Source organism: Nocardia miyunensis NBRC 108239 (genome assembly GCF_001613065.1).
GTDB lineage: Bacteria > Actinomycetota > Actinomycetes > Mycobacteriales > Mycobacteriaceae > Nocardia > Nocardia miyunensis.
This window is the reverse complement of record NZ_BDBQ01000010.1, coordinates 53,493-74,197: the sequence shown is the minus strand read 5'-3', so window position 1 is coordinate 74,197 and position 20,705 is coordinate 53,493. Positions and strand designations below refer to the sequence as shown.

Genomic DNA, 20,705 nt, shown 5'->3' with positions numbered 1-20,705 from the left:
GCGACGCCGAGCCTATCGGACGCGAAGATCACGTCCGGGAAGCGGATCTCAGTTCGACAGCCGGACCTCGATCGCCTCGATGATGCGCGGACGCAGTTCCTCGGGACGCACGATCGCATCCACCGAACCGACCTCGACCGCGCGCTGAATGCTGTGCACGCGATCGAATTCCGCGGCCACCTCGCCGAGCTTCTCGGCCCGGACCGAGGTCCGGGTCTCGTCGAGTTCGGCCGACAGGCCGGCCCGGTCCGCGCCGGTGGCGTTGCTCGCGCGCGCCTCCAGCTCGCGCACCCGCGGATCGGTCGCGGTGCGGGTGTCCACCTCGCCGGAGAACACCACGGCCGCGGCCGGAGCGCCACCGAGCACCGAGGCGAACGAGCCCTCCAGCGCCAGCACGGTCATATTCGGGTTGAGCGCCTTGGAGAACACCACGAACGCGCCGCCGTGATACCGCGAGATCACGCAGAACACGATGGGTCCCTCGAAGTTCACGATCGCGCGGCCGATCTCGGCGCCGTACTCGAGCTGCAGCTTGCGCATCGACTCGGGCGATCCGTCGAAGCCGGACAGGTTCGCCAGCACCACCAGCGGCCGGTTGCCGCTGGCCGCATTGATCGCCCGCGCGGCCTTCTTCGACGACTGCGGGAACAGCGTGCCCGCGGTGTAGGTGTCCGGTCCGTCGGTCGGGGTGAAGCCGCGCCGCGGCACGCCGCGCGACTCGATTCCCAACAGGCACACCGGGATTCCGCCCAGGTGCGCGTCCTGCACGACGGCGGTCTCGGCGTCGGCCATGCCCGCCCAGCGCTCCAGCACCGGGTGGTCCTGGTCGGACAGCGCCCGCATGACGGTCCGAATGTCGAAGGGCTTCTTGCGATCCGGGTTGCTCGCGGCGGAGAAGATCTCGCCGACGGTGTTGAAATCGCTGTCCGCCAGCACGTGCGGGTATCCGGAGACGTCGCGATCGACCGGGTCGCTCGTCTCCGCCCGGCGCGGCGCCTTCTCGCCGGGCGCGATGTAGGTGTGGTCGTAGTGCGACATCAGGATGCCGCGCGCCGCGGCAAGGTTCGGCGCCCAGTACTGCGCCTGGCCGTTGGGGCCCATCACTCGGTCGTAGCCGCCGATGCCGAAGTTGTCCTCGGCCGAGACGCCGCCGGAGAAGTCCAGCGCCTGCTTACCGGTGAGCACCATCGTGGAATCCGGTGTCATGACCAGGATTCCGCGGGTGTGCATCAACATGGTCGCCTCGGCGTTCCAGTACGGCTGCGCGCCGACGTTGATGCCGGTGACCACGAGGTTGATCTCGCCGCCGTCCTGGGTGAACTCGACGATCCGCTTGAGCGCCGCGGCCACCCAGTCCATGTTCTCGGTACCGGATTTCATCGAGATCCGGGCGCCGGAGGACAGCGTGTACCACTCCAGCGGAACCTGCATCTGCTCGGCCAGATCCAGGGCCGCGATCACCCGGCGGCACTCCGGCTCGGACAGCGCGCCGAGGGATTTCGTCGGATCGCCCAGCAGCACGACCCGGGCCAGACCCTCCGGATGCCGCTCGGTCGCGGTGCTCACCACACCCGCGACGATCGCCGCGGTGTTGTGCCCGCGCGGCCGGTCGACCGGGACCAGCACATGCTCGGCGTCGAGGTCGTATTCGGTGAAATCGCCCAGCAGACCGGTCAATTCGTACGGGTAGACGGTGTTGCGGCTGCTCGCGCGCAGCACCTTCTGCCGGTACTCGTCCAGCGGTTCGACCGCCTCGTCGGTCCGCTCGCCGACGATCGTCTCGGTGCCGCCGGTGGCGTTGAAGCTGATCCGGATGGCGACCTTGGTCAGCTCGCCGGTCTCCTGATCCCGCTCGCGGGCGATGATCAGGATCTCCTCCAGCCCGGCGCCCACCGTGGTCGGTTCGACGCGTTCGACGATGGCCCCGAACTCCGCGGCGGTCAGATCGATCGGCGGCCAGATGTACATCACGATGCGGTTCGTGTTGAACCGCTTGGCCGAACGCCGCCGGGACTGCGCGCGGCGGATCGAGTCGAGGCAGGTGGCGATGGTGGCCTCGGCGGTGGGCAGCGCGAGCAGCCGTCCGTCGTGTTCGCGCAGCGGGGTCAGGTCGCGGACCTGTGCGAAGGCCACCAGGCGCTCATCGGCCTGATTCTCCTTCGCGACGGCGCGGAACAGGTACACCTCGTCGTCGTCCGAGGACGGCAGCCGGGTCAGGTCGAACTTGCGCAGCCGCTTCATCTGCATCCGCTCCGCGATGTACGGATGCAGACCGCGGATCAGCCGCTCCTCGGTCATACCGGTCGAGGTCGGGCGGAAGGTGAAGTGGTGGTGCATGACCGCGCCGCCGCTACCGGCGACGGTGGTGGTGATCCGGTGCACCTGGTTCGGCAGCGGGTGCGCGGCCAGAACCTCCTGCAGGGCCGAGGCCATCGAGTCGAAGTCCTCGGGCTGGCGCTCCCAGCCGAGGTAGATGTCGGCCTCGATGGACATCGTGCCGGTCGCCATTTCGGCCAGGCCGCGCAGCGCGGAGTCGAGCGCGTCGAAGCTCACCGCGGCCGAGACCAGGCTGGTGCCGCGACGTTCGGCGATCACGAAGGAACAATCGCCGACCTGCTGGGTGCGCACATCGCTCAGGCCCTTGTTGCCGTAGTACCGGCGGGTCAGCACCTCGAGCATGACCGAGTTGTCCAGGCTCCCGCGGACCAGGCGCTGGCCCAGCAGCCGCACCAGCGGCTCGGTGCTGCGCACGGTCTCGGCGATGCGCTCGGCGCGATCCGGCGAGTCCGGGTGAGCGTCCAAGTGCCGCAGGTGCTTGCGGACGTTGGTGTAGACGCGGGCGCGGTTGCGCCGCAGCAGCGGCTGGCCGTACCAGGCGTACACCAGACCGCGGGTCAGGTCGGCGATCACCGGGAAACGCACCTGCGTCGCGGCCACCAGACGCTCGAGCGCCAGGCCGACCGGCTCGCGCAGCACGCGGTCCGGGACCGGCTCGCTCAGCCATTCACGCAGCAGCGTGGTGATGACCGTGACGGTGTCCGACGGGCGCTGCTGCGCCAGGAAGATCCGGAACACCGCGCCCTCGAGATCGGGGGTGCGATCGAGCTCGGTGATCCCGTAGTGCGCCAGCGCACGGGACAGCCGCGTCCGATACGCCTCGGGCAGTCCGGCGCGCTCGACGTCCAGGCTCTGCAGGTAGGTGTGGAAGTACTCGCGGGCGCTGTGCACGTGTCCGTGCTCGCCCTCCTCGTCCCACTGGCGGTTGTGGCTCAGTTCGGTGAGGTCCGCGAACATCTGCACGAGTTCGAGTTCCTCGGCCAGCGGCCGGTGGTTGTTCGCGATCGAGGCCCGGCGCGCGGCGAGGTAGTCCGCGACCACGCGGCTCTCGTCGTGCGGGTCGACGTCGAAGCCCAGCAGCAGGCTGCGCAGATCCTGCAGGCCGCGGGCCAGGCGCTCGTCCGGCTGGACCGAATCGGGCTCGCTGGGCAGATCCAGCTCGACCGCGCCGGTCGAGGTGTCCTCGGCGGCGTCGCCGTCCTCGGCGAGCGGCTCGAGCCGCAGCAGCGGTGCGCCGGTCTCGACCTGGCTGCCGACCGAAACGCCGCACTCCTTGACCCGGGCGCGGAACGGCGCGCGCAGCACCGTCTCCATCTTCATGCTCTCCAGCACCAGTACCGGTGCGCCGGCCTCGACCTCGTCGCCGATCGCCAGCGGCATCGCGACGACCAGGGCGGGCGCGGGGGAGCGCACGACGCCGCCCTCGTCGCGGCTGATCCGGTGGGTGACGCCCTCGACGTCGATCAGGCTGGTGGGTCCGTGCGTGCCCGTGATCAGCCGGTAGCGGGTGCCGTTGACCACGACATGTCCGGTGTGACTGTCGAAACGTTCGAGATCGACTGCGGCGGTACGGATTTCGTCGCCGACCTCGATGCCGATCCGGAACCGGTGCGCGCCGATGCGGGCCACGCGCACGCGGTAGGTGACGCCGCGCAGCTTCAGGTCCAGCGGACGTCCGCTCTGGTGCTGCACCTGCGGACGCCCACCCGAGGCGGTGGACAGCAGCCGGTGCTGCTCGACGCGCTCTTCCTCTTCATAGGCATCGATGGCGGCGGCGGCCAGGGCGATGGCGGAGTGCCGATGCGAGACCAGCCGTCCCTCGCCGCGCACGCGGTCGATCCAGCCGGTGTCGGCGCTGGCGTCGATCACCTCGGGCTGGTTCAGCAGGTCCAGGACGAAACTCTTGTTGGTCGCGCCGCCCTCGATGACGACGCGGGTCTGGCCCACCGCGCGACGCAACCGGCCCAGGGCCTCGTCGCGGTTGCGGCCGTAGGCGATGATCTTGGCGATCATGGAGTCGAAGGCGGCCGGAATCGTGTCGCCCTCGCTGACGCCGGTGTCGACCCGGATACCCGGACCCGCGGGCAGATCCAGTCGCGCGATGCGGCCGGGCGCGGGCGCGAAGTCGCGGTCGGGATCCTCGGCGTTGAGCCGGGCCTCGATGGCGTGTCCGCGTTCGGCCGGGGGTTCGCCCTCGAGCTTGCCGCCCGAGGCGACCAGCAGCTGCGCGCGGACCAGATCGAATCCGGTGGTGGATTCGGTGATCGGGTGCTCGACCTGCAGGCGGGTGTTGACCTCGAGGAAGGCGAACAGCCGCTCGCCGGGGTGGTAGAGGAATTCGACGGTGGCCGCGCCGCGATAACCGACGGTGACCGCGAGCCGCTCGGCCGAGGCCTTGAGCTCGGCGGCCTGCTCGGCGCTGAGCACCGGCGAGGCCGATTCCTCGATGATCTTCTGATTGCGCCGCTGCACCGAGCAGTCGCGCACGCCCAGCGCCCACGCGGTGCCCTGGCCGTCCGCGATGACCTGGACCTCGACGTGCCGGGCGCCGGTGACCAGGCGCTCGAGGAAGACCACGCCGCTGCCGAACGCGCGCGCGGCCTCCTGGCTGGTGCGCTCGTAGGCGTCGATCAGGTCGGCTTCGTTGGTGATGACGCGGATACCGCGCCCGCCGCCGCCCGCGGTGGCCTTGAGCATCAGCGGGTAGCCGATCTCCCCGGCGGCGGCCACGGCCGCCTCGACCGATTCGACCGCGCCGCGGCTCCACGGCGCGACCGGAACGCCGACCTCCTCGGCGATCAGCTTCGCGCCGATCTTGTCGCCGAGCTTGCGCATGGCGTCGGCGTCGGGACCGATGAAGGTGATGCCGATGTGGTCGCAGAGTTCCGCGAAAGCGGGATCCTCGGCGACGAAACCCCAACCGACCCAGGCGGAATCGGCCTTGGTCGCGATCAGGGCGCGCTCGAGGGCCTTCAGGTCCAGGTACGGCCGAGCCGATGCCGGGCCCAGGTCGTAGGCGATATCGGCCTCGCGCACGAATGTCGCGTTGCGGTCGACATCGGTATACAGCGCAATGGTCTCGATCGCTTGCCCCGTTTCCGCGGCCAGATCTCGAGCGGCGTGGATGAGGCGCATGGCGGCCTCGCCCCGGTTCACGATGGCGATGCGGCTGAACACTCGCCAACTCCTTTCCATTTCACGGCACTGACCCGGTCGGGTGAGGGTTTGCGACTGCTGGTTGTGCGTAGTGTGCACCCTGTAGGTAGATATGTGCACGGCGTACGGGTGTTACTGGTCCGTATCCTCTGGCACCGCCCCGTCAAGGGGTGTGAGACGAGTCACGATATGTGGTCTGCGCCCGGATCGCGGTGCCCATCCAGCGCCGCAGGTAGCGCCGGAGTTCCTGGTCGCCGCGCGGCGGATTGCCGGGCGCGAGGAAGAACGACTGCATGGTGCGCAGGACGTATTCGACGAGTTCGGCCAGGGCGCGGTCGTCGAAACCGTGCTGCTCCCAGTCGACGTCGAAACGCCTGATCATGGTCATGCCGAACGCCTGTGCTTCCTCGGAGGTCAGGCTCTCGGGCTGCAGATTCGAGTACGTACTCGACAGCAGGATGCCCAGATGGGGAGTCGAGCGCACCTCGGACAGGGTGAAGACCACCCCCTCGGTCAGCGCGTCGACCGGATCGTCGATATCGCTGACCTGCTGGGCCAGCCGATCCAGGAATCCGTCCACCGAGGTGAACGCCGCGGCGCGCATCAGCGCGTCCGAACTCGGGAAGTAGCGGTACACCGTCTGCCGCGTGACGCCCAGCGCCTCGGCGACCTCGGCGATATTGACCTCCGAACCGGTGCGCCCGATCAATTCGACGGCCGCGCCGACGATGCGCCGGGATGCCTCCTCGTCGGTGCTCGGTGGGCTCCCGCCCCACCCGCGTCTTCGTGCCACTGCCCTGCTTCCTCGGCTCGGACCGGTGTTGCGGGGGATTCCCCCCGAGTGAATCGGCATTCGACGCTACCAGGGAACGCACCGGATCCCGGTTATCACGTTCCGGGCGAATCTAATCATACAAACATACGCTTCTATGTATGATCGTCTCGTCAACCGGCCTGCGCGGGCAACGATGCCCGGACGAACGATGGAGGTACAGCAGGTGACCGACCTACATGTCCGGAAGATGCGATTCGCATTCGCGGACTACGACGTTCCGTTCCTGTGGAACGAGAAGAATCCGGCCTTCTCGTCCATGGCGAACGCGGTGTCCTTCCTCGCGATCGGCTTCGAGAAGATGATCGTGAACATGATTCGCGAGGCGATGCCGCGGATCACCGATCCTGACGTGGCCGAGGAAGCCGATGCGTTCGTGCGGCAGGAGGGGCAGCATTCGACCGCGCATCGCCAGCACGTCAACGGCCTGATCCGCCGGTACCCGCGATTGCGCGAGACCCTCGATGAGGTCATCGGCGAATTCGACTCTCTCACCGCGAACACCTCGCTGGACTACCGCCTGGCCTACACCGCGGATCTCGAGGCCACCTTCACCCCGGTGTTCAAGCTGATGCTGGACAACGACGCCAACCTGTTCGCGCCCGGCGACGACCGGGTGGCCTCGCTGTTCATCTGGCATTTCGTGGAGGAGGTCGAGCACCGCAGTTCCGCGCTGATCATCTTCGACTCGATCGTGGGCAGCGACGTCTACCGGATGCGCATGGCGCCCTCGATCTTCCGGCACGTGATGAAGGTGATCCGGATCGCCTGCAAGGGCTTCAACGAGCATGTGCCACTGGAGGATCGGCAGGTGGATGCGCTGTCGATGTTCGCCATGCACCGGCACCGCCGTCGGCTGGGCCGCTGGATCGCGCCGCTGCGGGTGCCCGAGAACGGGACGATGCCGCGCGCGTTCACCGAACTGCCGTTGCGCGAGCAACTGGTCGCGCTGAGCGGGGTCGTCCGCAGCCAGATGCCCAGACACAATCCGGCGCACGAGAATCTGCCCGCCCTGGCGGATCTGTGGTTCCGGCGCTACGACGAGGGCTACGACGTATCCCTGTGGTACACGGCCGAACTGACCGCGTCGAAGTAGGGGGAACCATGTCCGATCACTGTTCGCCGACATTCGCCCGGCTGGCGACCGAGATGGGGTTCTCCTGCCGGACCGAGGGCGGGCTCGTCGCGTTCCGCAATCCGTTCGCGCTGGAGAACTGGACCCTGCCGGTGCTCGAGGTCGTCGTCATCCTGGGTGCGGTGCTGACGCTGGTGCACGCCATCCGGCGGCTGCGCCGCGGCGACCCCACCAATCTGGTGCTCTGGCTCGGTGCGACGGCCTACCTGTTCATCATCGAACCGCCGCTGTACTTTCCGGCCGCCTTCGGCATCAGCGGACATGTGGACACGATGTTCGCGCACAACGTGTTCACGGTCGACTTCCTGTGGGGACGGCTGCCGCTGTACATCGTCGCGATCTATCCGTTCATGGCGACGCTGGCCTTCGAAATCGTGCGCATGCTCGGGGTTTTCCGGCGATACGGCGTGCTGATCGGCGCGATCTGCGTCGGCTTCGTCCACCACGCGTTCTACGAGATCTTCGATCATCTTGGGCCGCAACTGAAGTGGTGGGAGTGGTCCACCGGCAATTCGCTCAACCAGCCCATGTTCGATTCGGTGCCGCTGTCCAGTGTCGTGGTCTTCGCCGCGCTGTGGCCGATGTCGCTGGCGTTGTTCGTGCAACTGTTCGTCGGTCGGCACGTGGATGCCGGACGCGAATTCAGTGGCCTGCAACTGGTTTGGCGGACGATCGTGATCGGGATCCTGGGGTCCGCGGGCACCGGAGTGCTGCCCATTCCGGCCACGGTGTTCGGTGCGAACAACATCACCGTGCGCGGCTGGCTCTACGCCGCGGAGCTGGTCGTGCTGAGCGTCATCGCGATTCCCGTTCTGGCGCGCCAGTGGTTGCGAATCCGACAGGGCGACAGCGAGTTCCGTTATTCGAATCAACTCGTGCGCGGCTACGCCATCGTCTACCTGTGCGCCATGGCATTGCTCTGGGGCACTGCGCTGCCGGACTTCCTGAACGCATCGAACGGCTGGGCGCGCAACGGCGGGCCGGTGGGCAACATCTGGTACACGATCGCCTGCCTCGTCATCGCGATTCTCTGTGCGGCAGCGGCATTCGTCAGGCCCCGGGCTCGCGCGCAGGTATCGGGCGCGGTGCCGGAGGCCGCTGCGGCGGCAGGGTAGTTCGCGGGGCACAAGGGCCGGTCGGCGATCGTAGCTCGGCCCGTTCACGATCGCCGACACGGGAATCCGGCGCGGACTGTGGGCCGGGCGGCGTTTGCCGTCCGGTCGAGGTTCAGTGTGCCCCAGCGGGTTCGGATGCGGACGCGGTCAGGCCCAGTAGGTTCAGGGCGACCGAGCGGGCCTCGGCGAGCATCCGGATCGCCTCGGCGACAGCGGTATTCGCCTGCTGTGGGGTGGCCTGTTCGGGGCCGAGCAAGGCGGTGACCGCGGCGGCGAGAACGGCCCCGGGATCGGAGACCCGCAGTCGGCTACGACGGTCGGAGGTGGTCGCGATGAAGCCCGTTGTCAGCGCGTGCAGCGCGAATACCTGCTCGGTCAGCGGCCAGTCGGATCGGGCGAATCCGTTGTCCCGCCAGACCGGCAGGACGGTGTGCAGCAGTGCGTCCGGTCCGAGGGTGTCGAGCAAGGTCGTCGCCCGGGGATCGTCGGCGAGTGCGCCCAGCAGGTCCTCGTCGTTGCTCTGGAGCGCTTGCACGAAGGGATGTTCGGCCACGTCGTGCAGGATGCGCGGGCACATGCGCGAGGGCCGGATCAGGTCCGGATCGGCGGTGATCGCGGCGGTGTGCTCGTCGACCAGGGCGAGGAAATCCCGGGCGATCAGGCCCAGCAGGAGATCCTCCTTGGTCTTCCAGTAGAGGTAGACCGTGCCCTTGCCGATATGGGCCTTGTGCGCGACCTCGGCGATGGTCACTCCTCTGCTGCCGCGGCTGAGCAGCAACTCACCCGCGGCGGCGAGGACGCGTGCCGCCTTGGGGGAGTTGTGTTCGGGCAGTTCAGGCAACGGATCTCCGCTCGTGCTCGGGCGTCGGGAGCTTTGCTAACACATCACCGACGATATCCGTGCATTTGCGCTCCATCACCTCGGGCCTGAGGAATCGTTTGGCGATGAGTGCGCCGATTCTGGTTCTGGCCAGTTTCGGCATGAACCGGCGCAACCGGATCTCCCACGGGTTGTCCATGACGAAGATCTTGCGGTCGTCGAACGCGTTGTCCTGGTAGTACTGGATGTGCGGGCGCAGTGCTCGTTCCCATTCGTCCAGTGCGGCGCGGATGTCCCCGGGGTGTCGTTCGAGCATCGCGCCGAGCAGGTCCGCGCCCATGAATCCGGCGGAGACGCCCATGCCCGCGTAGAGGGTCACGCACCATGCCGCGTCGCCGAGCAGTATGACCCGACCCCGGTGCCAGCTGTCCATGTGCACCTGCTCGACCGAGTCGAACAGCTTGTCGTCGGCGGCCTCGAACGCCGCGATCACATCCTCGAGCATGATTCCGAGCGGCTCGGGCCCGAATGCGGCCCGCAGGCGCTCGGCGGGAGTCCCGGTGAATTCCGCGTCGACGTCGTCGGTGCGGTACGTCATCATGATCGTCGGCTCGTGGTCGGTGAAGGCGAAGACCCACATCGAGCGTTCGGGTTCCAGCAGCGTGGCGCCCTGGCCGGGTGCCAGGCCGGGCGGGGTGCCCGGGTATCCGCAGGCGGCGACCATGTAACCGAGCCGTCGCAGGTGGTTCGCGTGCGGGCCGAAGGTCAGGCGGCGAACCGTGGAGCGCAGGCCGTCCGCGCCGACGACCAGGTCGAATCGTTCGGTGACCGAGGTTCCGGCCGCGGAGTCGTGCAGGGTGACCGTGACGCCGTCGTCATCCTGCTCGATCGCGGTCGGCACCGTCGAGAAGCGCACCTCGACATCGTCGGGAAGTGTTGAGTACGCGGCATTCTCGGCGTCCCCGCGCAGGACGATCCAGGGCTCGCCGGGTAGATCGGCGAACGACATTCCGGGCCGGCTGCGCCCGGTGCGGTCGAGGTCGGCGGGCACGTCCCGGCCCGTGCGGTTGTGCATCGCGTCCAGGATCCCCAGCCGCCGCGCCGCCGCCTGCCCGGCGCCGAACAGTGCGATGAAGTAACCGCCGGTGCGCCTGGCCGGCGCCCGCTCGATGATCACCGGGGTCCAGCCCGCCCTACGCAACCGCGCGGCCGTCGCGATGCCGCTTACGCCCATGCCGACTACCAGGGCGCGCTTACCACTGTCTTCGATCATGTCGCAGAGCATACTGACCAGATTGGTCATTTGGTCAGTTTTGGGCCTATGAATCGTCTCGAGAGCGCGTCGCCGGTCAGTGCTGTTCCTCCTGAAAACTGCTTGTGCGCTTCATGATTCCGGAAGTGTGCGCCGGTTTCGCGATTCGTCGACTCCCAGGTGGGGCGCCCGTAGCGGGGCTAGGATGTGCGGCATGACGGACGGGGGCGCATTGGATACGAATCGGCCATCGAAGGCTCGGATCTACGATTATTTCCTCGGCGGCAAGGACAACTACCCGTCGGATCGAGCGGCTGCCGCGCAAGTGGAGAAGGTCTTTCCGAACATTCGCCGGGCGGCGCGCGAGAACCGGGACTTCATGGTGAAGGCGACGAAATTCATCGCCGGGGAACGAGGCATCCGGCGTTTCCTGGATCTCGGCACCGGAATTCCCACCGCGCCGAATCTTCATCAGGTCGTCCGCGAAATCCAGCCCGACAGCCGAATCCTCTACGTCGACAACGATCCGGTGGTTCTGGCGCATTCGCGTGCGCTCGGCGAGCTGGACGACACCGCCGAAGGTCTGGTCGGCTTCGTCGACATCGATCTCGCCGACGTCGACCGGCTGATCGAATCCGACGAATTCCGGAACCTGCTGGACGAGCCGGTCGGCGTGTCCTGCTTCGGCATCCTGCATTTCTTCCCGGACCCTGTGCCGTACACCATCGTGGACAAGATCATGGCCGCGGTCCCGGCCGGGAGCTATCTGTCCATCACCCACGCCACGCCCGATCTCAACCCGGCGTTGGCGGAGGTCGGCGAGGTGTACCGCAATAACAAGATGGACGCCTTCCCGCGCACCTACGCGGAGATCTCCCATTTCTTCCGTGACCTCGACCTGATCGATCCCGGAGTGGTCGTCAGCCGTCTGTGGCCCACCTCGGCCGGATCTCCCGCCGAGGAAGTGGGCCACGCCAAGACCGCGGCAGAGATCGACGCCGAGGTCGCGTTCTTCTGCGGAGTGGCGCGCAAACCCTGAGATGCTCGCACGAGACTAGAATTCGAGCAGGACCGAAACACGGAGGGCGTCATGCGGGTCGTGGACTTCGATCATCTGGTGCTGAACGTCTCGGATGTCGAGCGTTCGCTCGGATTCTACTGCGGCACACTCGGTTTGGAAGCGGACCGACTCGACGAGTGGCGAGCCGGACAGGTCCCGTTCCCGTCGGTCCGGGTGACCGATCGGACGGTCATCGATCTACAGAGCATGCCGCGCGGCGAGGCGAACGTGGATCACATCTGTTTGGTGGTCGAGCCCTTGGACTGGCAGGAGGTCATCGACTCCGGTGTGTTCACCGTGCTCGAGGGCCCGGTTCCCCGCTGGGGCGCCCGAGGCCAGGCGACGTCGATCTACGTCGCCGACCCGGACGGTAATACCGTCGAGTTACGTTGGTACCCAAAGGATTCCACCGACTGAGCGTCGTTCGGGCAGTTGACCGGTCTAATTGTCGGCTCCGATGGCCGACCCAATCATTTTGACAGTATCAAATATGTCGGTGCACGGATCGGGAAATGCTTCCGCGTTTGTTCGTCGAAGCTATGTCCAGAACGTATCTGGGGTTTATCGGGCCATGCTCATCGTCTTTGAACTCGCAGCCCAGGATAAGATTCGGCGGGTGCGTGAAGCCGGAGTATCTCTTTCTTGCAGCTGAGTTGTATCCGGCTTCCAGTACGACGTCATCTGAGATCATCGTGCAGGGGTCGAAGGTGACCTTCGGATTAGGGTTGCAACCGGAGATTCCGGACAGTGGCCGCTCTCTCAGCTCTGCGGTGACCCTGATGCGGACGTCACATGCGGTCCGAGGTGAGTGCGTCGCGATGCGGATCGGCCGCCGGAATCCAGACGGGCCCGTCGAGATCGTCGGGCGGGAACTCGAGTGAGAGCTGTTCGGCATGCTCGCGCAACGCGCCGACGCTGCTTCGCTGTTCGTCGGCGCGGGTGATCAGCGACCAGCACCACAGCGGCGCCGGATCGTGGATCGGCCGGGCGCGCAAGCCCGCGGGGAGCGGGGTCGGATGGCGTTTGGGCGAGGCGAGCACCGGTGTGTCGAGCCGCTTGCAGTGGTGATGGAACGCGGTTCCGGTGATGCCGCCGTCATCGATGCGCAGCAGACGGCACCCGGTCGACTCGGCGAACTCCATCGCGAATTGGTTCCAGGCATCCCAGGACGTCAGATCGGAATCGACCAGAACGGTGAGTTCCTCGGCGGCGACCGATGTCGCGCCGAACCGGGTGGTGACGGCGAAAAGCGGTTCGGCCCAGAGCAATCGGTAGTCGAGCCGCTCGTCGCGGTGCGGGGCCCAGGCGACGGCGGCGTCCAGGCCGCCGTCGAGCACGCGCCCGATCTGCACGTGGCTGGGCATCACCCACTCGTCGATCCGCAGATCCGCCCCGGGCGAGGCGAGCAACTTCTCGGGCAGCCAGCTCACATAGCCCAGGCGCAGCGGTCCGGTGGTCCCCGCCAGCCGACGTTCGGCGGCGGCCGCGAGCGACAGGATCTCGCGGGCGTCGGACAGCAGCATCGCGCCCGCGGAGGTGAGTTCGACGTGGCGTCGGTCCCGTTCGAACAGCGTCACTCCCAGGCCGGCCTCCAGCGCCTTGATCTGCTGGGACAGCGACGGCGTCGCGATGTAGAGCCGCGCGGCGGCCCGTCCGAAATGCAGTTCCTCGGCGACGGCGACGAAGTAGCGCAACTGTCGCAGTTCCATCGCCCCAGCGTATTCCCACTGTTAGGCACAGCCTATGAGCGTCAGCACACCGGTCGTGGACGGGCGGCCCGCGCGGGCAGACGATCGCAGACATGAACTCGGCCCCCGCCCTCGCACGTACCGGAACACTCGGAGCCCGGCTCGGCCTGGCGGCGATCTGTCTCGGGTTCGGAATGATCACGCTGGATGCGACCATCGTCAATGTCGCTCTGCGACCGATCATTTCGGACCTGGGTGGCAGTCTGTCGTCCGCGCAGTGGATCGTCAACGGATACACCCTGGCCTTCGCGGCGCTGCTGCTGACCGCCGGGGCGCTGTCCGACCGCGTCGGCGCGCGTGCCGGCTATCTGCTCGGGCTCGGCGTCTTCGCGCTGGGCAGCGCGGTGTGCAGTGCGGCGAACTCGATGGAGATGCTCGTCGCCGCGCGGGTCGTGCAGGGTTTCGGCGCGGCCTGGCTGATGCCGTGTTCGCTGGCGCTGATCGCGCACACGTTCCCCGATCCGCGAGAGCGCGGACGAGCGCTCGCGATCTGGGGCGGCGTGTCGGGGATCGGCCTGGCGAGCGGGCCGATCCTCGGCGGCGTCCTCACCGAGGCGATCGATTGGCGCGCGATCTTCGTTGTCAACGTCCCCGTCGCCGTGATCACCGCGTGGCTGCTGGGCCGCCGGGTGGCGGAGACCCGGCGTCACCGGCATCGGCTCGACGGGATCGGCCAGGTGCTGGCGATCACCACCCTCGCGACGCTGACCGGCGGATTCATCCTCGCCGGACAGGATGGCTGGCTCGCGGACGCGCCGTTGCTCTTGTTCGGCGTGGGCGCGGCGTCGGCGGTGGCGTTCGGCGTCAGCCAATCTCGGGTCCGGCATCCGATGGTGGATCCGGTTCTGTTCCGCCGCCGCACCTTTGCGGTGGCGATCGCGATCGGGGTGATCTTCAACTTCGGCCTCTACGGAACGTTGTTCTGCCTCGCGCTGGATCTCCAGGACAGCCATCACCTCGGCTCGTTCACCACGGGTGCCGCGATGCTTCCGATGACCGTCATCGTCGGCATGTTCGCCTTCCTCGCCGCCCGCGTCGTGGCCCGCGTCGGCGAATGGCGGGCGATAACCGCGGGCCTGCTCTGCGCCGCCACCGGCGCACTGCTGATCGCGGTTCTGCCCGCGCACGCGCCGGTGTGGGCGCTCGTGCTGTGCACACTGCCGATCGGGCTGACCTCCCTGGCGATGCCCGCGATGACCGCCGCGGCGCTGGCCGGCGCGCCCGCGGACCGCGTCGGCCTGGCCTCCGGAGTGCTGAACACCGCACGGCAGACGGGAGGAGCGTTCGGCGTCGCGGTCCTCGGCGCGCTGCTGAACGTGACCGGCGCGTTCTCGCTGCACGTCGCGTTCACCGCGATTCTCGTGACGTACCTGCTGGGTGTGACGCTGTCGATCATCGGTTCACGCGTCAGCCGCATCCACGCGGATGACCGTTCGCTCGCCGGGCAGCGGTGACGGTGCGAGGATCGGGCGGCATCGGATCCCGTGTGCCGGATTGTAAACATATATTTGGTATCTGTCCGATGCTGTCGAGTCTGATGCCGACGTGCTCGTTCGTCGTCGGCCCGCACGTTCGTCCACTGGTATTGCCGGAAGAGTGGTCATTGCGGCCCGCTCTTCGCCGTTGAGAGCTATTGACCAACCGGGGCAACACTCGCTACTTTTGGAACAAAAGTTAGGTCTCCATACTGTGGTTCGAACCGGAGGAAATATGAGCGCTGTCGACAAGTTCCGGTACGACGGCAGAAGCGCGCTCGTGGTCGGTGGCGCGACGGGGATGGGCGCTGCGGCAGCGCATATCGCGAAAGCCCTGGGGGCCGAGGTCACCGTGATGGACAACGCTCCCGTCGACTACGCCACGGACCGGGTCGTCGCGATGGATCTGCGGCATCCCGACTCGATCGATGCCGCGGTCGACTCGCTGACGGGTCCGGTCCACGCCGTCTTCGCCGCGGCGGGCATCGCGGACGGTCCGGATATGATGCGCGCCAACTTCATCGGCCATCGGCACCTGATCGAGCGGCTGCTCGCGGCCGGACGGTTGCCGCGCGGCTCGGCGATCTGCTTCATCTCCTCGGTGGCCGGTATGGGGTGGGAGAACAACCTGCCGTTGGTGCGGGAATTCCTGGACACCCCGGACTACGCGAGCGCGCACGCCTGGGTGCGGGCTCGCGAGGACAGCGGTGCGATGCACTACGGCTTCAGCAAGCAGGCGATCAACGCCTACGTGGCGACCCGGGCATATCCCTTGCTGGAGAGAGGGATTCGGATCAACGCCATCTGTCCCGGCCCGACCGACACCCCGCTCGCCCGCGCCAACGCCGAGAGCTGGCTCGCGTTCGCGCAGGACTACCGCGACGACACCGGGGTGCCGCTGCATGTTCCCGAGCAGATGGGCAACGCCATGGTCTTCCTCAACAGCGAGGCCGCCAGCGGCGTCAGCGGAATCACCCTCATCGTCGACAGCGGGCACGCCATGTCCTCGCTCACCGGCGCATACGCTCCGGGAAAACCGCTGATGGACATCATCACCGGCCGGGTCCCGCTCGGCTAGTCCGGCCCTGGCTCGCTCATCTCGCCGGACCTGCCGAACACGCTGCCGCGCAACGCGTTCGCGTGAATTCCGATCCGGCGAGCACCCCGAGAGCACATCCACCGCAGCCGGTCGATTCCACCGGTGTGGCGCGCAAAGGCGGAGAACATGCCCGAAACCCTGGAAGCGGAACCGTATTACGATCCGTACGATTTCGCCATCGACGACGATCCCTACCCGGTATGGCAGCGGTTGCGCGCGTCGGCCCCGCTGTATCACAACGACCGGTACGGGTTCTATGCCCTGAGCAGATATGCGGACGTCGCCAAGGGATTGCACGACTGGCGGACATTCCGTTCGGGACGAGGCACCGTACTGGACATCATTTCCAGCGGAGTGGAAATTCCGTCGGGACTCATCCTGTTCGAGGATCCGCCGCTGCACGATACGCACCGGAAGATTCTCGCGCGTGTGTTCACCCCGCGGCGGGTCGCGGCCGTCGAGCCGATCGCCCGGCAGTTCGCCGTCGCGGCGCTGGAACCGCTGGTCGGCACGGGCGGTTTCGATTTCATCGCCGACCTGGGCGCCGCGATGCCCATGCAGACCATCGGCGCGCTGCTCGGAATTCCTCAGCAGGACCAGTCGAAGATTCGCGATACCACCGACACCATCATTTCGCTGGAATCCGGCACGCCGGGGGAGGGAATGAAAGCCGAACCGCCGAATCTGGAACTCATCGCCGAATACGTCGACTGGCGTGCGCGCAATCCCACCGACGACCTGATGACCGATTTGATCAATGCGGAGGTCGAGGACGAGAACGGTGGGAAACGGCCGCTCAGTCGTACGGAGATATTGACCTACATCAGCATGATCTTCGGGGCGGGCAGCGAAACCACCACGCGGCTCATCGGATTCACCGGGCAGCTGCTGTCCGAGCATCCCGATCAGCGACGTGAACTCGCGGCGGACCATGCGCTGATCCCCGGCGCGATCGAGGAGGTGCTGCGCTACGAGCCGCCCTCGCCGGTGCAGGCCCGATACGTCGCGACGACGACCGAGTACTACGGCCACACGGTCCCCGAGGGATCGGTGATGCTGCTGCTCAACGCCTCGGCCAATCGTGACGAACGTCAGTACGTCGACCCGGACCGGTTCGACATCCACAGGCAGACAAGTCATCTGAGTTTCGGGTTCGGACTGCACTTCTGCCTCGGGGCCGCGCTGGCGCGGCTGGAGGCACGCGTCGCGCTGGAGGAGGTGCTGCTGCGCTGGCCGGACTGGGAGGTCGACTACGGCGGTGCGGTCCGGGCGCACACCTCCAGCGTGCGCGGGTGGGCGAAACTTCCGGTCGCGATATAGGGAGCGGCGAGGGCGTCCCGCCTTCATGTGGGACGCCCTCGTATTCGGCTGTGCGGCAACGGTTTCGGAAGTGAATCTACTTCGGCTGATTCGGTACGCCCGGGAACAGTTGCGCTGTGGGGCCGGCGGTCACCCGGCCCTGCATCTTCGTCACCAGATGGGGTGCGAAGACCGCGCCGTAGAGTGCGGTGCCCAGCACGACGATCCCGGCGACGGACAGCACCGCGGACCACACGCGGTTCGCCGACATCCGTTCGGCCGCTGCGTCGATCACGGTGCGTCCCGCGGCATCGGTCCGGCCCAGGATGTAGGTGAAGACCATCATCTGCACACCCATCGCGAGCGCGTCGTAGAGCGGGTACTGATGTTTGGTCCCCTCCCACAATGCCAGCCCGTGGATGACCCGGCCGTAGTAGAACACGCCGAATCGCGCACCCAGGATCGCGTTGAACAGGAACGCCCAGACGAAACCGACCACGAGGCCGGCGACGAGCAGGGTCTGCGGTCGACGCCAGTGGAACTTGCCGATCAGCCATCGTCCGAGCGTCAGGCCGAGCACGGCGGGCAGCACGAAATAGGCGATGTAGCCGGGTGGTACCGCCGACGGCAGCCCGCCCCAGGTCATGTTCAGCGGCCACCAGGACGGCATGCGCGGGATCGCGGGCGCGAACTGCGCGTAGACGGCCCAGTCGTAGGGCGCTTCGATCCAGGAGAACGAGATCGCCGAAATGCACAGCAGCAGAAGCGGATGCAGCCGACGACGGCGATAGGACAGGTACACCCCGGCGGCGAGGAATGCCAGCCCCCCGACGTACGCGAAGCCGATGGCGACCCTCAGCAGTGGTGTCGGCTCGGTCATAGTTCCCGCTCCTGCTTGCGGCGGCGGGCTTCCGGGTCGAATCGGTACACCACGCCGAAGATGACGACGATGAGCCCGAACAGCGTGCCCAGCATGATGCCTGCGCCCATGTTCGCGCCCCCTTTCGAAACGAGCTCCGCGGAGCTTTGGATAGCAGCCACTATCCTAAATGAGGACAGTGGGCACTGTCTTATAATTCCGTCGACCATCCAGAGCCGTTTCCAGGAGCGAACGACCGTGCCCCACAAGCCTTCCGGCCGCCGCGGCCCGGCCGATCCGACGCCGACGCGTCGGCCTCGCGGCGAGCCGCGCCGACTGCTGCTCGACGCCGCCCGCACCCTGTTCGCCCGGCAGGACTACCGCGGCACCACAACCCGGGAGATCGCCGAGGCCGCCGGGGTGAGCGAACATCTGCTGTTCCGCAACTTCGGTTCGAAGGCGGCCCTGTTCCGGGAGGCTGTGGTCCTTCCGTTCACCGGCTTCGTGGACGAGTTCGGCCGCACGTGGCGAGAAGTCGTCCCCGACGAAACCGACGAGCAGGATCTGGCTCGGCAGTTCGCCGGACAGCTCTACGACCTGTTCGTCGAGAACCGGGGGTTGGTCGTCACGCTGCTGGCATCGGAGGCCCTCGGCCCGGAGGAGATCGAGGACACCGGCATCGCCGACATCAGGCGGGCGCTCGACGCGCTCGGCCGGATCAGCGCCGAAGGGATGCGTCTGCGGGGAGTGCGGTCGGACCATCCGGCTCTGGCGGCGCATTCGACGGTGGCGATGATCGCCGGGATGGCCGCACTGCGTTCGACCTACTTCGGCGCCGAGCAGCCGCCGCGAACGGCGATCGTCGAGGAACTCACCCAGGCCATCCTGCACGGTTTCCTGCACCGGCACGGCTGACCGAAGCGGCTGGTTGCCGTGACCGCCGATCGGAGTTAATTTGTAAACAGTACTGTTCTGTTTATAAATTCGGATGGAGGGAGCGGGTCATGGAGGTGCTCATCGTCGGCGCGGGGCCGACCGGGTTGACCGCGGCCTGCGGATTGCTCGCGCGCGGGATCGCGGTGCGCGTGGTGGACAGTGCGCCGCGACCGGCAACGACGTCGCGGGCACTGGGTCTGCAACCGCGTGGGGCGGAGGTGCTGCGACGTCTCGGCGCGCTCGGCGATCTGCCGCAGCGGGCGGCCGACGTGCGCGGCGCCGGGATTCACGTGAACGGCCGGAAGATCGTCGACGTGGGCGCGGCGCTCGACGCCGCCGGACCGCGATTGCTCTGGATCCCGCAGACGGAGATCGAGGCGCAGCTGCGCGAGCGGCTGGCCGCGCTCGGCGGCCGCATCGACTGGAACACGCCGCTGCGCGGGCTGGTGCAGGACGCCGACGGCGTCGATGTGGAGCTCGGCGGCGAACGAGTGCGGGCGAAGTGGGTGATCGGCTGCGACGGTGCGCACAGCCAGGTTCGCAAGAGCGCCGGAATCGGATTTCCGGGATCGCAGCTGACCGAGCGATTCCTGCTCGCCGATGTCCACGCCGAACTGCCCGGCCGGCGCGGAGAGATCGGCACGTTCCTCGGCGTCGGCGGGCAGTTCGTGGTGATGCCGCTGCCGCATCCGGATGGCGACCTGTGGCGGTTGATGGCCCCGGTACCCGACGATCACCACGACGAACTGGACGAGACCGAGATCCTGAAGTTGTTGTGCCGCTTCGCCGCCGAGCGCGCCGGGATCCCGGATCTGCGGATCGATCGCGCGGCGTGGACATCGGTGTTCCGGTTCAACCGCAGGCTGGCCGATTCCTACCGCCGCGGGCGGATACTGCTGGCCGGGGATGCCGCGCACATTCACTCGCCGCTGGGTGGCCAGGGTTTGAACACCGGTATCGGGGATGCGGAGAATCTGGTGTTCAAGCTGGCGCTGGTGATCGGCGGGCGGGCCGGAATCGAACTGCTGGACACCTACTCCGCCGAGCGGCGGCCGATCGCGGAATCGGTGCTGTCCGCGACCAGCATCGGGACCAGGATCGGTTTCGCCGAAACGGCTGCTGGTCAGCGGTTGTTCGCCGCGCTTTCGCCGTTGCTGCGCATCCCCGCGGTACAGCGTCGGCTCATGCGGGCCGCCTCCCAGCTGGGGATCGACTATCGCCACGGACCCTTGGCGGGACCGACGGCCCGGCGCGTGCGCAGCGGCCCGCGGCCGGGTGATCGCGTGCCGAACATCCCCACCCGGGACGCCGAGGGGCACGACGCCCCGCTGCACAGCCGGCTCGGCACCGGCTGGGCGATCCTGGCCACCGGCGACGCTACCGACCACCTGCGGCAGGCGGCGAAATACCTTGGTGTGGAACAGGTTCGGCTGATCACCCCCGCGACGGGCACGCTCGACGACGTGTGCCTGATTCGCCCCGATGCCCACCTCGCCTGGCGAGGCGCGAGCGCGGAAGAAATGGGTCGCTGGTTGGATACCGCACTGTGCCACGAAGAACGGAGGTCGGTATGAGCGAGACG

15 protein-coding genes are annotated in these 20,705 nt (G+C 67.5%); 9 read left to right on the top strand and 6 right to left on the bottom strand.

Going from position 1 to position 20,705, the window contains the following annotated elements; all coding sequences use genetic code 11:
- Nucleotides 1-48: 48 nt before the first annotated feature.
- Together NM2_RS05590 and NM2_RS05585 are read right to left on the bottom strand one after the other, a co-directional pair.
- The gene (locus NM2_RS05590; RefSeq protein ID WP_067664783.1) at nt 49-5,514 is read right to left on the bottom strand and encodes an ATP-binding protein; all 5,466 of its coding nucleotides are present in this window, start codon (nt 5,512-5,514) and stop codon (nt 49-51) included.
- A gap of 142 nt (nt 5,515-5,656) precedes the next feature.
- Nucleotides 5,657-6,286: a TetR/AcrR family transcriptional regulator gene (locus NM2_RS05585; RefSeq protein ID WP_067664781.1), complete on the bottom strand. Its 630-nt coding sequence runs from the start codon at nt 6,284-6,286 to the stop codon at nt 5,657-5,659.
- 205 nt (nt 6,287-6,491) lie between these two features.
- On the opposite strand from NM2_RS05585, the gene NM2_RS05580 reads away from it, so the two are divergent.
- Nucleotides 6,492-7,421, top strand: coding sequence for a metal-dependent hydrolase (locus tag NM2_RS05580; RefSeq protein WP_067665066.1), 930 nt, complete (start codon nt 6,492-6,494; stop codon nt 7,419-7,421).
- 8 nt (nt 7,422-7,429) lie between these two features.
- Nucleotides 7,430-8,575: a hypothetical protein gene (locus tag NM2_RS05575; RefSeq protein ID WP_067664779.1), complete on the top strand. Its 1,146-nt coding sequence runs from the start codon at nt 7,430-7,432 to the stop codon at nt 8,573-8,575.
- A gap of 112 nt (nt 8,576-8,687) precedes the next feature.
- Here the strand turns inward: NM2_RS05575 and NM2_RS05570 are convergent, their stop codons facing one another.
- Together NM2_RS05570 and NM2_RS05565 are read right to left on the bottom strand one after the other, a co-directional pair.
- Nucleotides 8,688-9,416, bottom strand: coding sequence for a TetR/AcrR family transcriptional regulator (locus tag NM2_RS05570; RefSeq protein WP_067664777.1), 729 nt, complete (start codon nt 9,414-9,416; stop codon nt 8,688-8,690).
- Nucleotides 9,409-10,668 (bottom strand): FAD-dependent monooxygenase, encoded by a 1,260-nt coding sequence (locus NM2_RS05565; RefSeq protein WP_218025855.1) that lies wholly within the window; start codon nt 10,666-10,668, stop codon nt 9,409-9,411. Before NM2_RS05565 ends, NM2_RS05570 begins: the two co-directional genes overlap by 8 nt.
- 193 nt (nt 10,669-10,861) lie before the next feature.
- On the opposite strand from NM2_RS05565, the gene NM2_RS05560 reads away from it, so the two are divergent.
- Together NM2_RS05560 and NM2_RS05555 are read left to right on the top strand one after the other, a co-directional pair.
- Nucleotides 10,862-11,686 (top strand): SAM-dependent methyltransferase, encoded by an 825-nt coding sequence (locus tag NM2_RS05560; RefSeq protein WP_067665060.1) that lies wholly within the window; start codon nt 10,862-10,864, stop codon nt 11,684-11,686.
- Between the two features lie 51 nt (nt 11,687-11,737).
- A complete protein-coding gene (locus NM2_RS05555) occupies nt 11,738-12,124 on the top strand; it encodes a VOC family protein (RefSeq protein WP_067664775.1) in 387 nt (128 codons plus the stop codon).
- 371 nt (nt 12,125-12,495) lie between these two features.
- Here the strand turns inward: NM2_RS05555 and NM2_RS52520 are convergent, their stop codons facing one another.
- Nucleotides 12,496-13,416, bottom strand: coding sequence for a LysR family transcriptional regulator (locus NM2_RS52520; RefSeq protein ID WP_067664773.1), 921 nt, complete (start codon nt 13,414-13,416; stop codon nt 12,496-12,498).
- A gap of 92 nt (nt 13,417-13,508) precedes the next feature.
- Between NM2_RS52520 and NM2_RS05545 the strand changes: the two genes are divergently transcribed.
- The 3 genes from NM2_RS05545 to NM2_RS05535 all read left to right on the top strand — a co-directional run bounded on the left by NM2_RS05545 (nt 13,509) and on the right by NM2_RS05535 (nt 17,349).
- Nucleotides 13,509-14,909, top strand: a complete 1,401-nt coding sequence (locus NM2_RS05545) for a DHA2 family efflux MFS transporter permease subunit (RefSeq protein ID WP_067664771.1) — start codon at nt 13,509-13,511, stop codon at nt 14,907-14,909.
- A 256-nt stretch (nt 14,910-15,165) separates the two neighbouring features.
- Nucleotides 15,166-16,008 (top strand): SDR family oxidoreductase, encoded by an 843-nt coding sequence (locus NM2_RS05540; RefSeq protein WP_067664769.1) that lies wholly within the window; start codon nt 15,166-15,168, stop codon nt 16,006-16,008.
- Nucleotides 16,009-16,155: 147 nt separating this feature from the next.
- Nucleotides 16,156-17,349, top strand: coding sequence for a cytochrome P450 (locus NM2_RS05535; RefSeq protein ID WP_067664767.1), 1,194 nt, complete (start codon nt 16,156-16,158; stop codon nt 17,347-17,349).
- Nucleotides 17,350-17,425: 76 nt separating this feature from the next.
- On the opposite strand, the gene NM2_RS05530 is transcribed toward NM2_RS05535, so the two are convergent.
- Complete coding sequence (locus tag NM2_RS05530) at nt 17,426-18,208, bottom strand: spirocyclase AveC family protein (RefSeq protein WP_067664765.1); 783 nt, start codon at nt 18,206-18,208, stop codon at nt 17,426-17,428.
- A gap of 237 nt (nt 18,209-18,445) precedes the next feature.
- Between NM2_RS05530 and NM2_RS05525 the strand changes: the two genes are divergently transcribed.
- Both NM2_RS05525 and NM2_RS05520 read left to right on the top strand, forming a co-directional pair.
- Nucleotides 18,446-19,102, top strand: coding sequence for a TetR/AcrR family transcriptional regulator (locus tag NM2_RS05525; protein WP_067664763.1), 657 nt, complete (start codon nt 18,446-18,448; stop codon nt 19,100-19,102).
- Between the two features lie 89 nt (nt 19,103-19,191).
- Nucleotides 19,192-20,697, top strand: a complete 1,506-nt coding sequence (locus NM2_RS05520) for an FAD-dependent monooxygenase (RefSeq protein WP_067664761.1) — start codon at nt 19,192-19,194, stop codon at nt 20,695-20,697.
- Nucleotides 20,698-20,705: the final 8 nt, after the last annotated feature.

Coding starts and splice junctions, on each gene's coding strand:
- NM2_RS05575 (WP_067664779.1), top strand. CDS start 7,430: ATGTCCGATCACTGTTCGCCGACATTCGCCCGGCTGGCGACCGAGATG.
- NM2_RS05565 (WP_218025855.1), bottom strand. CDS start 10,668: ATGATCGAAGACAGTGGTAAGCGCGCCCTGGTAGTCGGCATGGGCGTA.
- NM2_RS05560 (WP_067665060.1), top strand. CDS start 10,862: ATGACGGACGGGGGCGCATTGGATACGAATCGGCCATCGAAGGCTCGG.
- NM2_RS05555 (WP_067664775.1), top strand. CDS start 11,738: ATGCGGGTCGTGGACTTCGATCATCTGGTGCTGAACGTCTCGGATGTC.
- NM2_RS52520 (WP_067664773.1), bottom strand. CDS start 13,416: ATGGAACTGCGACAGTTGCGCTACTTCGTCGCCGTCGCCGAGGAACTG.
- NM2_RS05545 (WP_067664771.1), top strand. CDS start 13,509: ATGAACTCGGCCCCCGCCCTCGCACGTACCGGAACACTCGGAGCCCGG.
- NM2_RS05540 (WP_067664769.1), top strand. CDS start 15,166: ATGAGCGCTGTCGACAAGTTCCGGTACGACGGCAGAAGCGCGCTCGTG.
- NM2_RS05535 (WP_067664767.1), top strand. CDS start 16,156: ATGCCCGAAACCCTGGAAGCGGAACCGTATTACGATCCGTACGATTTC.
- NM2_RS05530 (WP_067664765.1), bottom strand. CDS start 18,208: ATGACCGAGCCGACACCACTGCTGAGGGTCGCCATCGGCTTCGCGTAC.
- NM2_RS05520 (WP_067664761.1), top strand. CDS start 19,192: ATGGAGGTGCTCATCGTCGGCGCGGGGCCGACCGGGTTGACCGCGGCC.